Origin of the sequence: Streptomyces sp. NPDC001796, from assembly GCF_042892355.1 — a bacterium.
In the GTDB taxonomy this organism is placed as follows: domain Bacteria; phylum Actinomycetota; class Actinomycetes; order Streptomycetales; family Streptomycetaceae; genus Streptomyces.
Window position 1 is genome coordinate 52,259 of the sequence record NZ_JBIAUC010000013.1, and the last position, 12,687, is coordinate 64,945.

Genomic DNA, 12,687 nt, shown 5'->3' on the forward strand with positions numbered 1-12,687 from the left:
CGCCGCCCCCTCCCTCCCCGTAGCACCTCACCTCACCCCCGTCCCCACCACCGCCCACGACAACCCCCGGGCGATACGCGTGCGAAGGAGCCCGCGATGAGCGAGATGATCACCGCGGACCTGGTCGACCTCGACCTGTCCGCCGAGACCAAGGAAGCGGCGGCCCGTGCCCTCGCCGAGCGGATGGTGTCCCAGGGCCGGGTGACCGACCTGGAGGGCTTCCTCGCCGACGTGGCCGCCCGCGAGGCACAGATGCCGACCGGCCTCGACGGCGGCATCGGCATACCGCACTGCCGCAGCGAGCACGTCACCGAGCCGACCCTCGGCTTCGGGCGCAGCGCCCGGGGCATCGACTTCGGCGCCGCGGACGGCCCGGCCGACCTGATCTTCCTGATCGCCGCCCCGGCGGGCGCGGACGACGCACACCTGACGATCCTGTCATCGCTGGCCCGCCAGCTGATGAACACCGAGTTCACCTCCGCGCTGCGGTCCGTGAAGGACGCGGCGGCCGCGGCCGCGCTCATCCGCGGCGACGAGGCTCCCGCGGCGGCTCAGGCTCCGGCGGCGGCCGAGACCCCGGCGGCGGTCGAGGAGCCCGCCACCTCCGCCGCTTCCTCGGAGGCGGCCGGTGAGGAGGCGGACGGGCGCCCGTTCCGTATCGTCGCCGTCACCTCCTGCCCGACCGGTATCGCCCACACCTACATGGCCGCCGAGTCGCTGGAGAACGCGGGCCGCGAGGCGGGTGTCGAACTCGTCGTCGAGACGCAGGGCTCGGCCGGCTTCACCCGGCTCGACCCGGCCGTCATCACGGCGGCGGACGCGGTGATCTTCGCCCATGACGTCCCCGTGCGGGAGAAGGACCGCTTCGCCGGCAAGCCGACCGTCGACGTCGGCGTGAAGGCGGGCATCAACCGGCCCGCCGAGCTGATCGCCGAGGTGCGCGCGAAGGCCGAGCGCGGCGAGGTGACCGCTCCGGCCTCCGGCGGTACGCCCGTGGAGCGCGCCGGCGAGTCCGGCGAGGGCTACGGCACCAAGCTGCGCAAGTGGCTGATGTCCGGTGTGAGCTACATGGTTCCGTTCGTCGCCGCGGGTGGTCTGCTCATCGCCCTCGGCTTCGCGATCGGCGGCTACAAGATCAACAAGGCGCCTTCGGTCATGGACCACTTCGTGTGGACCCAGGGCGACAGCTGGGCCGCGCTGCTCTTCCAGATCGGCGCCGTGTCCTTCGGCTTCCTCGTTCCCGTCCTGGCCGGCTACATCGCGTACGGCATGGCGGACCGCCCCGGTCTGGTGCCCGGCTTCGTCGGCGGTTCGATCGCCCTCACCATCAACGCGGGCTTCCTCGGCGGCCTGGTGGCCGGTCTCCTCGCCGGTGGCGTGGTGATGGCGATCCAGAAGATCGACATCCCTCAGGCGCTGCGCGGCATCATGCCGGTGGTGGTGATACCGCTGATCTCCTCGGCGGTCGTCGGATTCCTGATGTTCGTCGTGATCGGCAAGCCCATCGCCTCCGCGCAGAAGGGCCTCACCGACTGGCTGAACGGCCTGTCCGGCACCAATGCCATCCTGCTCGGCGCCCTGCTCGGTGTGATGATGTGCTTCGACCTCGGCGGCCCGGTCAACAAGGTCGCGTACACCTTCGCCACCGCCGGTATCGCGGTCTCCAACCCGAGTGACTCCGCGATGAAGATCATGGCCGCGGTGATGGCCGCCGGTATGGTCCCGCCGCTGGCGATGGCGCTGGCCACCACCGTGCGCGGCAAGCTGTTCACGCACACCGAGCGCGAGAACGGCAAGGCCGCCTGGGTGCTCGGCGCCTCCTTCATCTCCGAGGGTGCGATCCCGTTCGCTGCAGCCGACCCGCTGCGCGTCATCCCCTCGTCCATGGTCGGCGGCGCCATCACCGGCGCACTGTCAATGGGCTTCGGCGCCACGCTGCGCGCCCCGCACGGCGGCATCTTCGTGGTCCCGCTGATCGGCAACCCGTTCCTCTACCTGATCGCCCTCGTCGCCGGCGTGTGTGTGACCACGGCTCTGGTGGTGATCCTGAAGGGTATGCGCAAGCAGAGCCCCGAGGGCTCCGCGAAGGAGGCCGAGGGAGCGTCGGTGTCGGCCCGTGACTCCAAGCAGCCCGTCGCCGCCTGATCCGGCGGTAGTGACAACGCGGTTGGGCCGCGCCCCTCAACAGGGGCGCGGCCCAACCGCGTTCTCGGCGCGCTTACCTCGTTCTTTGCCCTTCTTCGCCTCGACTCGCCGTACTCGTCGTACTCATCACAGTGGTCGCACCTGCGAGATTGGTCACGGTCCGGTGCTGGAAGCCCGGTTGGTGGTGTCTACTGGGGGCATGTCCGCGCACGAGTCGATCCCTCTGGTGGTCGCCGTGGTCGTCGCCGCCGTAGCGACCGGCCTCTGGGTGATCGGCCTGTTCCAGATGCACCGCCAGTACCGCAAGGGCGTGATCCGGCGCGGAACCCTCCGGGGCGTGCCCCGGCAGCGACGGACGGCCCCCCACTGGGACTCGGTCCACCTCACCCCTGCCGAACGGGACGCCTTCGCCAACCTGGTACGGCGCTTCCGCGACGGCCGCTCCCAGGGACACTCCGGAAGCTAGGGCCTTTTGTTCGGATCAGGCCGGGCGCGCGGGGCCTGGCACGCACATCTGCGGCGTTGTCGTCGGTCGCCGACTCCCCACGCTCGAACACGCTCGCGCGGGGGGACCCCCATCGCGTTGACTCCCTCCTCCGCCTTGCAACTGCACGCACCAGGAACCCGCTCCCTTATCCGGCCTGATCCAAACGAAAGACCCTGGTGCCGCCACAGGCACTAAACGGTGTCCGCGGGCTGGCCCAGCGTCGCCGCGCGGCGCTCCATCGCCTCCCGGGCCGCCTCCTCGGTCGCGTAGACCTCGCACATGTGCCGGCCGTCCGGTGTCGCCGTGTGCTCGACCTCCCACAGGGACAGCTCCCGGCCGTCACGCAGCAGGAACGCGTGCTCGTACAGCGAGAAGCACAGCGTCGCCCCCGCCTGACCGGCCCGGCAAGGCCGCCCGAACGCCTGCGTGATCTCGTGCGCGAAGGCCGAGTCCAGCAGTAACGTCGACAGGTCCGCGCCCGGCCGGTCCGGGTTCTCCGCCCGGCGCAGCAGCCGGCGCGCGTGGTCCGCCGAGTCGTCGAGCACATACGCGTGACGCGGCTCGGGGACCAAGGACAGCTGCGCCGGCACCGGCAGTTCGAAGTCCGGTGCGTCCGACGGCAGCGGGAGCCGGGTCGTGGCGGTCCGCAGCTCCTCCGCGTCCACGTACACCTCGTGCTCGAGATGGCCGCCCGGCGCCGTGTTGTGGACGAGCTCCCACAGGGTGACCGCCGTGCCGTCCGCGAGCAGCCAGGTGTGCCGGTACGTCTCCCGGTGCAGCCCCGCGCTGTGGTGCGCGGAGTGCAGTGAACTGTCGTGCGCCAGCGCGCAGTCCAGGCGCCCGATCGTCTCGTCGGGCAGCTCGAAGGAGTTCAGGGCGCGGCCGAGGAGCCGCGCGAGGTGCTCCTCAGGGGACTCCGGCGACCCGGCCGGCTCGTACGCTGCCGTCTTGTACGGAACGCTCAAGGTTTCTCCCGGCGTTGCTGCATGTCACCTTGTGGGTGCATACCGTAGCCCCTCGCTCGGACATGTGCCTGAGAACCGGGAAAACCCACGGTGGGAAAACGGACGGGCCGCACGGCAGGTTCCCCCGCGGCCTGATCCGCTGTCATATGCCCTTGGCGTAAGGGCCGCTCAGGGGCCGGTCGGGCGGCCGGTCACACCGTGCTCCCGGCGGTCCACTCGCTCCACGGCATGTTCCAGCCGTTGAGGCCGTTGTCCGGTGCGACCGTCGTGTCGGGGGAGTTCTCGACGATCACGACGTCACCGATGAGCGAGTTGTCGTAGAACCACTTGGCGATCGTGTTCCCCCGTGCGCCCTGCACGTCCTCCATGCCGACGCAGCCGTGGCTGGTGCCCTCGCGACCGAAGGGCGGATTGCCCTGGTTGTACCAGTAATTGCCGTGGATGAAGGTCCCGGAGGTCGTCAGCCGCATCGCGTGCGGCACGTCCGGGATGTCGTACTCGCCGCCGAGGCCGACCGTCCGGCTGTTCATCCGTGTCTGCGGGAACTTCTCCGAGATCACCATCCGCCCGTTGTACGTCGTGTGCTGCGGGCTGCCGGTCGACACCGGAATCGTCCTGATGGTCCTGCCGTCCCGCACGACCGTCATGGTCTGGGTCTTCACGTCCACCGTGGAGACCTGGGAGCGTCCGACGGTGAACGTGACGGTCTTCTTCTGCACACCGCGGACGCCGTTCGCGCCCTCCACACCGTCCAGGTCGATCTTCATCGTGACCTTGGAGCCGGCCTTCCAGTAATCCTCGGGCCGGAAGTCCAGGCGCTGCGCGCCGAACCAGTGCCCCACCACCTGCTGGCCGCTGCTGGACGTCACCTTGATGTGCGACTGCACGGCCTTCCTGTCGGTGATCGCCCTGTCGAACGTGAAGGACACCGGCATACCGACACCGACCGTCGCCCCGTCGTCGGGCGTGTACGTGCCGATGAAACTGCCCGCCTGAGTGACCGTGGTGAAGATGGAGTTGGCGGCGGCGACCCGGTTGTCGGCGTCCTTGGCGATGGCGGAGATCTGGTACTTCGTCCCGCGGTCCAGCTGCCCCTTCGGCTTCCAGGTAGCCCCGTCCGCGGAGATCTCCCCCGGCACCGCCGTGCCGGTTCCCGCCGCCGTCATCCGCACCTGCGTCAACTTCCCGTCGCTGACCCTCACTCCGGTGGTGTTGATCGACGCGCCGGTCGAACCGTCCTTGGCGGAGATGGTGATCCTGGCGGCGGACACCTTGGCGGACTCCTTGGCGTCCTTGCCGCCCTTGTCGTTGTCGGCGGTGGCGCTGCCGCCGCAGGCGGTGAGGGCCAGGGCGCCGACCACCAGGGCGGCACAGGCCCCCAGTGCGCGCCGCACTCGCATGTCCGGCGTTGTCACAGGCTTCTCCAGGTCGTCGGGGTGTGCGTTCGGCTGCGTGATCCGCTCGATACGTGGAGAGAGAGCGAACGCCGCGCTCAAGGGTTCCCCTCCGCCACGCCGCACGCCCTTACGTGACAGAACCGGGACAATCACCCGCCACCCCAGGGCCTTTCGGCCTCTCATGCCCTCCCCTCATATCGTCTCTGCCGTGCCGTACAACTCCCCGTACGACGGCCATGTCCCGCCCGGCCCGTCCACCGGCTCCGCGGCGCGCACCGCCCGTACGATCGCGCGCGTCACGAGGTCCGCGCCCGCGGCCAGCACCTCGTTGAGCGCGAGGGGGTCCGCGGCGGGGAGCGCACGGGCGCCGGTCGCCAGCGCGAACACCGTGTCCCCGTCGTGCAGCAGGTGCGCCGGCCGCACGGCGCGCGCCAGACCGTCGTGGGCCACGCCCGCGAGCTTCTGCGCCTGAGCCTTGTCGAGGTCGGCATCGGTCGCCACCACGGCGAGGGTCGTGTTCAGCGGCGGGCGCGGGAGGCGTGCGGCGGATTCGGCGAGCCGTCGCCGCGCGGCCTCGTGCACCTCCCGCGCCGGACGGCCGACCCGGCCCTGCACCAACTCCCCGTACAGCGCGCCAGTCTCCGGGTCCACCGCCGAGCCCACCGCGTTGCACACCACCAGGGCGCCCACCGTGATCCCCGCGTCCAGCACGGTGCTCGCGGTGCCGACGCCGCCCTTGAGGGGTCCGACCGTCGCGCCGGTGCCCGCGCCCACGCAGCCCTCCGCCACGGGTGCGCCCGGGTTGCTTGCGGCCGCCGCCTCGACCGCGGCCCGGCCCATGGCCGCGTCCGGGCGGGCCCTGAAGTCACCGCCGCGCCCCAGGTCGAAGACGCAGGCGGCCGGCACGACCGGCACCACGTGTGACGGATCGGGGCCCACCCGCACCCCGCGGCCGTGCTCCTCGAGCCAGGCCATGACGCCCGACGCCGCGTCGAGCCCGTAGGCGCTGCCCCCGGTCAGGACGACGGCCTCGACCTTCTGCACCAGGTTGCGCGGATCGAGCGCGTCGGTCTCCTTCGTGCCGGGCCCGCCCCCGCGCACGTCGACCGCCGTGACCGCGCCGCCCTCCGGCGCCAGGACGACCGTGGTGCCGGTGAGCCAGCCGTCCCCGATCCGCGTGGCGTGCCCCACGCGCAGACCGGCGACATCTGTCAGAGCGTCACGTGTCATGGCCCCATGATCCTTCGCCGCACGCCGGTCGTGACATCACGCCGCAGAAATCCGCCCCGTCGGTGTCACCCCGTGGCGAGTGCCCCTCCCTGCGAAGCCGCGACGCCGCGTCCTGGTGCGGCGGAGACGTACGCTGGGGCTATGAGCGCCACCCCGACGTCCACCCCCGACCGCGAACCGCGGGATGCGAAGCCCGAGCCCAAGGACGCCCTGGTCTTCGACGACCCGCTGACGACGCAGTCGTCGGACGACACGGACCTGGGCTGGGGCGAGCGGCCCCGCCCCGGCGGTGACAGCGCTGCCGATCTGGCGCGGTTCCTTGACGAGAAGCCGCCCCACCATCTGTGAGAACCGTCACAGGACCCGGGCCCGTTGTGGGCCCTGTCCTGCGTGATGTGGCGCGTCCTGGCGTCCGTCAGGCGTCGGTCCGGTTCGGGGTGCGCTGCGCGACGAGGGCGTCGCGGATCTCCTCGAGCACCTCCAGTTCGGTCACCTCGGACACGTCCTTGGTGCCGTGCCTGGCCTTGCGGCGGGCCTCCTGCCGGGCCAGGAACTTGGACATGGGCAGGACCATCAGGAAGTAGACGACGCCGGCGGTGATCACGAAGTTGAGCGTGGCGCCGAGGACGGAGCCCCAGAGTATGCGGACGCCCGTCGCGTTGGCGCCGGTGCCCGTGCACGGTCCCTTCAGGCAGGAGCTGTAGCCGTCCAGGCTCTTGGTGCCGAGCGCACCCACGACCGGACTGATGACGCCCTTCACCACGGAGTTCACGATGCCGGTGAAGGCAGCGCCGATGACCACCGCGACCGCCAGGTCGACGACGTTTCCACGCATCAGGAAGGCCTTGAAGCCCTGCAGGACGCCCGGCATTTTGATCTCGCTCACCACTGGGACCCTTCTCGACTGCACACGCTTCTGAACGAACAGTTCCGCAACCTACGGCAGGGCGTACCACGGCTGTCCAACTGCATGCCGTGCGGAAGGGGGCCGGGCTCAGCACGGCGCGACCGCCGGCAGTGTCAAACAGGGGCGGACTCAGCACGGCGCGACGCCGGCAGTGTGAAACAGGGGCGGGCTCAGCACAGTGTCACCGCCAGCCGTGAGGTGGCGCCGGCGCCGGCGAGGCGTGCGGCCGTGGGGCGCGGCACGGACAGCACCAGCAGTGCGCCGTTCTCCGTCGGATCGACATCGGGCACCCGCGTCACCCGGGCCCCGGCCGCGACGACCCTGGCCTGGCCGCCGCCGTCGGCCGCGATCACGTCGACGCGGTCGCCGGGCCGCAGCAGCCGCACGGTCGCCGCGTCCGCGATCCGCACGGGCGCCGTCACCGTCTCCACCGGGCGCGGCTCCTCTGCGGCTGCCGCGGTCGGGCGGGCCCCGGTGCCCGGGTGTCCGCGTGCGCCCTCGGAGCCGCCCGGCCCCGCCGCGACGAGCGCGGCAGCGGTGACGGCCAGTCCCGCGGCCACGGCCCGCCTCCGGCACCGCAGCACCCGCCGCAACTGCTGCCGCCCTCCGCGTACCCGTACGGGAGCGAAGTGGGGCACGGCACAGGTGGGGGGCGTGTCGGAACGCGGGGAAAGGCCGGCGGGCGGGTACGCGGTCGCCGGGACCGCTGCGTAGGGCTGAGGGGCGGAGGGGGAGATGCGGGGCATGCTGGTCACCACCTGCGTCGTGAGCGATCGGGTCGCGATCCACGATGACGCTTCGCGGTGGAAGCCGCGGACGTCTGTGGGTTACTCCGCGGTTGTGGACAACTCGCTCACCCGAACGGGACGTTCCGCACGGCAGGACCCACTACGGCGCCCACGACAGGACCCACTACGGCCCCCACAGCCCCAACGCCACCGTCGCGGCACCCCCGTCACGGCAGCTCGAACCCCGGATTCATCCCGCCGAGCGCGTTCACGCACAGGCAGTCCCGCTCCGCGGAGGCCGGCAGCGCGGCCACCGCGTCGAACAGCACGCCCCGCAACCGGTCCACATTCGCCGCGAACACCTTCAGCACCTCGTCGTGCGAGACGCCCTCTCCGGTCTCCGCCCCCGCGTCCAGATCCGTGACCAGGGTCAACGACGTGTAGCACAGCTCCAGTTCACGAGCCAGCGCGGCCTCGGGATGGCCGGTCATGCCCACCACGGACCAGCCCTGCGCCCGGTGCCACAGCGATTCGGCTCGGGTGGAGAACCGCGGCCCCTCGACCACGACCAGCGTGCCGCCGTCCACCGGCTCCCAGTCCCGCCCGCGGGCGGCCTTCAGCGCGGCCGTCCGCCCGACCGGGCAGTAGGGGTCGGCCAGGGACACGTGCACCACGTTCGGCACGGTGCCGTCCGGCAGCGGCAGCCCGTCGAAGTACGTCTGCACCCGGGCCTTCGTGCGGTCCACCAACTGGTCGGGAACCAGCAGCGTGCCCGGTCCGTACTCCGGGCGCAGTCCGCCCACCGCGCACGGGCCGAGGACCTGGCGTACCCCGACGGAGCGGAGCGCCCACAGGTTGGCGCGGTAGTTGATCCGGTGCGGCGGCAGATGGTGGCCGCGGCCGTGGCGGGGGAGGAACGCGACCCGCCGGCCGGCGATCTCGCCGAGGAAGAGAGAGTCGCTGGGAGCCCCGTACGGGGTGTCCACCTGGACCTCGGTCACCTCGTCGAGGAAGGAGTAGAAGCCAGAGCCGCCGATGACACCGATCTCCGCGTTCGTCATGGCGAGCACAGTAGCCGCCCCGTACTGAGGTGCGAGCCGGCGGTAGAGAACTACGCAGCCGCCGCGCCAGGCGGGCCGGATACCCCGCCCGCCGCGCCAGGCGGGCGGGATACCCCGAAGACCCCGCCGTCGTACGACGGCGGGGTCTCCCGGCACGGACCTATGCGGCGGAGGAGCTGGTGCTCGACGGCGAGGACGACGAAGACGTCGAGCCGGAGTCGGACGACGACGAGGAGCTCGACGACTTCGACGACGCCGGGCTGCTGCTCGACGACGAGCCGCGGCTGTCGTTGCGGTAGAAGCCGGAGCCCTTGAAGACGATGCCGACCGCGGAGAACACCTTCTTCAGGCGGCCGCCGCAGTTGGGGCACTCGGTCAGGGCGTCGTCGGTGAACTTCTGCACCGCCTCGAGGCCCTCGCCGCACTCGGTGCACTGGTACTGGTAGGTCGGCACTTGTCTTCCTCCTGGCACTCTCACTCAATGAGTGCTAACGACGATCCATAGTGACCTATTCCGCGGGATCAGTCCACCGTCACCGGTGCGCGGTGACCGACGCCACGTGCCACGGTGCGGCCGTGAGCTCGCGTGACCAGCCACGACCGCAGGGTCAGCAGGGTCAGCAGCGCCAGCACCGTACCGCCCATCGGGACGAGGAAGCCGGCGCCGGTCCACAGCCGGTCCTCCAGCTGTCCGGCGACCGTGACCGCCGCCGCCTGGCCGAGCGCGACCGCGCCGGTCAGCCAGGTGAAGGCCTCGGTACGGGCGCCGTCCGGGACCAGGGCCTCGACCAGGGTGTAGCCGGTGATCAGGGACGGCGCGATGCACATGCCCACCAGGAGGCCGAGCGCGGCCAGCGGGGCCACCGAGTGCGCCGTCCACAGAGCGGAGGCGGCCAGGGCGAGGGTCGTGTAGCCGATGACCAGGCGGCGCTGCGGGGCGGCCTTCCAGGCGATCGCGCCGCACACGACGCCGGAGAGCATGTTGCCTGCGGCGAAGACGCCGTACAGGACGCCGTTCAGGCCGGGCTCGCCGATCGACTGGCTGAACGCGGAGAGCGAGACCTGCATACCGCCGAAGACGGAACCGATGCCCAGGAAGGTCACGATCAGAACCCGCACCCCGGGGACGCGCAGGGCGGACGCGTGCTCCACGCGTGCGTGCGTGACGGCGGCGACGGCCGGCTGCGCAGGCTTCTGTGCCGCGAACAGCACACCGCCCACCAGCGTCAGCGCCGCCTCCGTGAGCAGGCCGGCGGCCGGGGCCACGGCGGTGCACAGTGCGGTCGCCAGGAGCGGGCCGAGCACGAAGGTCAGCTCGTCGGTGACCGACTCGAAGGCCGCCGCCGTCGGCATCAGGGGCGAGTCCTTCAGCTTCACGCCCCAGCGGGCGCGGACCATGGGGCCGATCTGCGGCACCGACGCGCCGGTCGGGACGGCCGCCGCGAAGAGGGCCCACAGCGGGGCGTGGGCCAGCGCGAGAGCGGTCAGTGAGGTGCCTGCCAGGGCGTGCACCAGGACGCCGGGCAGCAGCACCGCCCGCTGGCCGTGGCGGTCGGCGAGACGGCCGCTATAGGGCGCGAACAGGGCCATGGACACGCCGGTGACCGCAGCGACGGCGCCCGCGGCCCCGTAGGAGCCGGTGGTGTGCCGGACGAGCAGCACGATGGAGAGGGTGAGCATCGCGAACGGCTGACGCGCCGCGAAGCCGGGGAGCAGAAACGTCCAGGCGCCACGGGTGCGCAGCAGCTGCCCATAGCCCGGACGGGACGCCTTCGAGGTGACCGTGGACTCCACGGCCCGTGCCTTTCCGCTGCCTGGTAGCGCGTGTGCGCGCCGAGAGCTGTCCTCTTGCGCGGACTGCGGTAGATACCGGCCCCTACGGAGGAAGGGCGCCCGGCCGCCATACGGTCGCGCCAGCTCTGCGTCAGGCAGAGTTGGTTCGATCAGGGTGCGCCTGGATTGTACAGGGGCATGGCGCAGGACGCCTGTGAAACAGAGCACCGTCCGGCGCTCGACCTGGGATTCCCGACGGTGTGAACGGTACGAAACGCGCCGTTCACCAAGGGCCCCCTCACCGTCCCGGCGCGCCGTTCCCGGTGGTTCCCAGCCAGCCCGCCAGCTTGCCGCCCTGGCCGACGGCCCGCAGGCGCCTCTCCGCCGCGTCGCGGACCTGGTCCGTGGCGACCACCAGCAGTTCGTCCCCGCGGCGCAGCACCGTCGTCGGCAGCGGAACGAACGATTTGCCTTCCCGGACGACGAGGGTGACCGCGGCTCCGGCCGGCAGCCGCAGCTCGTTGATCTCGACGCCGTGCATCCGCGAGCCCTCGGGGATCGCGACGGACAGCAGATGCCCGCGCAGCCGCTCCAGGGGCGCCGATTCGATGCCGAGGTCGGAGGCCTCGGGGCCCTCGCCCAGCCGCAGCTTGCGGGCCAGCCAGGGCAGGGTCGGCCCCTGGATGAGGGTGTAGACGACGACGAGAACGAAGACGATGTTGAAGATGCGGCGGCTGCCGGCGACGCCGTTCACCATGGGGATCGTCGCGAGGATGATGGGCACCGCACCGCGCAGCCCGGCCCACGACATCAGCGTCTGCTCCTGCCAGGGGAGCCGGAAGGGCACGAGGCTCATCACGACGCTCAGCGGACGCGCCACCATCGTCAGCACCATGCCGATGACCAGGGCGGGCAGTACGTCGTCGGCCAGTTCGTGCGGGGTCACCAGCAGACCGAGCAGGACGAACATGCCGATCTGCGCGATCCAGCCGAGCCCTTCGGCGAAGCCCCGGGTCGCGGGCCAGTGCGGCAGCTTGGCGTTGCCGAGCATCATCGAGGCGAGGTACACCGCGAGGAAGCCGCTGCCGTGGGCCAGCGAGCCGCCCGCGTACGCCATGACCGCGATGGCCATGACCGCGATCGGATAGAGGCCGGAGGCCGGCAGTGCCACGTGCCTGAGACCCCAGGAGCCGAGCCAGCCCACCGCGAGGCCGATGGCGGCGCCGATGGCCAGCTCCAGGAGTATCTTCCCGAGCAGCGTGTACCAGTGCTCGATCGGCCCGGCCGTGGAGAACGCGACGACGAGGATGACGACGGGTGCGTCGTTGAAGCCGGACTCGGCCTCCAGTACGCCCGTCACGCGCGCGGGGAGGGGCACTTTCCGCAGCACCGAGAAGACCGCCGCCGCGTCGGTCGACGACACCACCGCTCCGATGATCAGCGCCTGCCGCCACTCCAGTCCGCTCAGGTAGTGCGCGCCCGCGGCCGTGACGCCGACGCTCACCGCGACGCCCAGGAGCGCCAGCGCGGAGGCCGCCGGGAGGGCCGGCTTGATCTGCTTCCACTTCGTGCCGAGGCCGCCCTCGGCAAGGATCACGACCAGTGCCGCGTATCCCATGACCTGGGTCAGCTCCGCGTTGTTGAAGTGGATGCCGAATCCGTCCTGGCCCATGGCGATGCCGATGCCCAGGTAGACGAGCAGGCTGGGGAGGCCGCTGCGCGACGAGATCCGGACCGCTGCCACCGCGACGAGCAGGACGAGCGAGCAGAGAAGCAGGAGCTGGTTGAGGTGGTGGACAGTCAGCGGCCGTTCCCTTCTCGCCAATACGTGGGCCGCGGTGCGACGCCACGATCCGAGCACGCGAAGCCCGGTGCTGGGGCGGACTTCACTCCGACTACTTCATTAGCTTACCTAACTCTTGACGCTTTCTTGACGCTTCCCTTCGCATGATCGAACTCCAGCCCGGGCTGGTTCCCGACTCCGCGTCAAGGTG

Annotated in this window: 12 protein-coding genes; 3 read left to right on the forward strand and 9 right to left on the reverse strand. The window is 71.3% G+C overall.

The window, feature by feature from the left end; genetic code table 11:
* The first annotated feature begins 96 nt into the window (after positions 1-96).
* Both ACFYZE_RS24470 and ACFYZE_RS24475 read left to right on the forward strand, forming a co-directional pair.
* A complete protein-coding gene (locus ACFYZE_RS24470) occupies positions 97-2,145 on the forward strand; it encodes a fructose-specific PTS transporter subunit EIIC (RefSeq protein ID WP_388997878.1) in 2,049 nt (682 codons plus the stop codon).
* Between the two features lie 199 nt (positions 2,146-2,344).
* Entirely contained in the window at positions 2,345-2,611 is a 267-nt protein-coding gene (locus tag ACFYZE_RS24475; protein ID WP_388997881.1) for a hypothetical protein, read from the forward strand.
* Between the two features lie 212 nt (positions 2,612-2,823).
* Here the strand turns inward: ACFYZE_RS24475 and ACFYZE_RS24480 are convergent, their stop codons facing one another.
* The 3 genes from ACFYZE_RS24480 to ACFYZE_RS24490 all read right to left on the reverse strand — a co-directional run bounded on the left by ACFYZE_RS24480 (position 2,824) and on the right by ACFYZE_RS24490 (position 6,224).
* Positions 2,824-3,597, reverse strand: a complete 774-nt coding sequence (locus ACFYZE_RS24480; RefSeq protein WP_388997884.1) for a DUF6227 family protein — start codon at positions 3,595-3,597, stop codon at positions 2,824-2,826.
* Between the two features lie 191 nt (positions 3,598-3,788).
* On the reverse strand, positions 3,789-5,012 hold the full coding sequence (locus tag ACFYZE_RS24485; RefSeq protein WP_388998206.1) for an Ig-like domain-containing protein: 1,224 nt from the start codon (positions 5,010-5,012) through the stop codon (positions 3,789-3,791).
* Between the two features lie 174 nt (positions 5,013-5,186).
* Complete coding sequence (locus ACFYZE_RS24490; protein WP_388997887.1) at positions 5,187-6,224, reverse strand: P1 family peptidase; 1,038 nt, start codon at positions 6,222-6,224, stop codon at positions 5,187-5,189.
* 141 nt (positions 6,225-6,365) lie between these two features.
* On the opposite strand from ACFYZE_RS24490, the gene ACFYZE_RS24495 reads away from it, so the two are divergent.
* Positions 6,366-6,572, forward strand: a complete 207-nt coding sequence (locus ACFYZE_RS24495; protein ID WP_103842929.1) for a hypothetical protein — start codon at positions 6,366-6,368, stop codon at positions 6,570-6,572.
* A gap of 67 nt (positions 6,573-6,639) precedes the next feature.
* Here ACFYZE_RS24495 and mscL read toward each other — a convergent pair whose 3' ends face one another.
* From mscL to ACFYZE_RS24525, 6 genes are all read right to left on the reverse strand, one after another.
* On the reverse strand, positions 6,640-7,110 hold the full coding sequence (mscL, locus tag ACFYZE_RS24500) for a large conductance mechanosensitive channel protein MscL (RefSeq protein WP_388997891.1): 471 nt from the start codon (positions 7,108-7,110) through the stop codon (positions 6,640-6,642).
* Positions 7,111-7,301: 191 nt separating this feature from the next.
* The gene (locus tag ACFYZE_RS24505; protein ID WP_388997894.1) at positions 7,302-7,877 is read right to left on the reverse strand and encodes a hypothetical protein; all 576 of its coding nucleotides are present in this window, start codon (positions 7,875-7,877) and stop codon (positions 7,302-7,304) included.
* A 209-nt stretch (positions 7,878-8,086) separates the two neighbouring features.
* The gene (locus ACFYZE_RS24510; protein ID WP_388997897.1) at positions 8,087-8,920 is read right to left on the reverse strand and encodes an S-methyl-5'-thioadenosine phosphorylase; all 834 of its coding nucleotides are present in this window, start codon (positions 8,918-8,920) and stop codon (positions 8,087-8,089) included.
* 160 nt (positions 8,921-9,080) lie between these two features.
* Complete coding sequence (locus tag ACFYZE_RS24515) at positions 9,081-9,374, reverse strand: FmdB family zinc ribbon protein (RefSeq protein WP_388997900.1); 294 nt, start codon at positions 9,372-9,374, stop codon at positions 9,081-9,083.
* Between the two features lie 68 nt (positions 9,375-9,442).
* Positions 9,443-10,714 (reverse strand): MFS transporter, encoded by a 1,272-nt coding sequence (locus tag ACFYZE_RS24520; protein ID WP_388997903.1) that lies wholly within the window; start codon positions 10,712-10,714, stop codon positions 9,443-9,445.
* A 277-nt stretch (positions 10,715-10,991) separates the two neighbouring features.
* A complete protein-coding gene (locus ACFYZE_RS24525) occupies positions 10,992-12,554 on the reverse strand; it encodes a potassium/proton antiporter (protein WP_388997906.1) in 1,563 nt (520 codons plus the stop codon).
* Positions 12,555-12,687 lie beyond the last annotated feature (133 nt).

Excerpts from the sequence above, each read along its gene's own strand:
- ACFYZE_RS24470 (WP_388997878.1), top strand. The coding sequence starts at position 97 with ATGAGCGAGATGATCACCGCGGACCTGGTCGACCTCGACCTGTCCGCC.
- ACFYZE_RS24475 (WP_388997881.1), top strand. The coding sequence starts at position 2,345 with ATGTCCGCGCACGAGTCGATCCCTCTGGTGGTCGCCGTGGTCGTCGCC.
- ACFYZE_RS24490 (WP_388997887.1), bottom strand. The coding sequence starts at position 6,224 with ATGACACGTGACGCTCTGACAGATGTCGCCGGTCTGCGCGTGGGGCAC.
- ACFYZE_RS24495 (WP_103842929.1), top strand. The coding sequence starts at position 6,366 with ATGAGCGCCACCCCGACGTCCACCCCCGACCGCGAACCGCGGGATGCG.
- ACFYZE_RS24505 (WP_388997894.1), bottom strand. The coding sequence starts at position 7,877 with ATGCCCCGCATCTCCCCCTCCGCCCCTCAGCCCTACGCAGCGGTCCCG.
- ACFYZE_RS24510 (WP_388997897.1), bottom strand. The coding sequence starts at position 8,920 with ATGACGAACGCGGAGATCGGTGTCATCGGCGGCTCTGGCTTCTACTCC.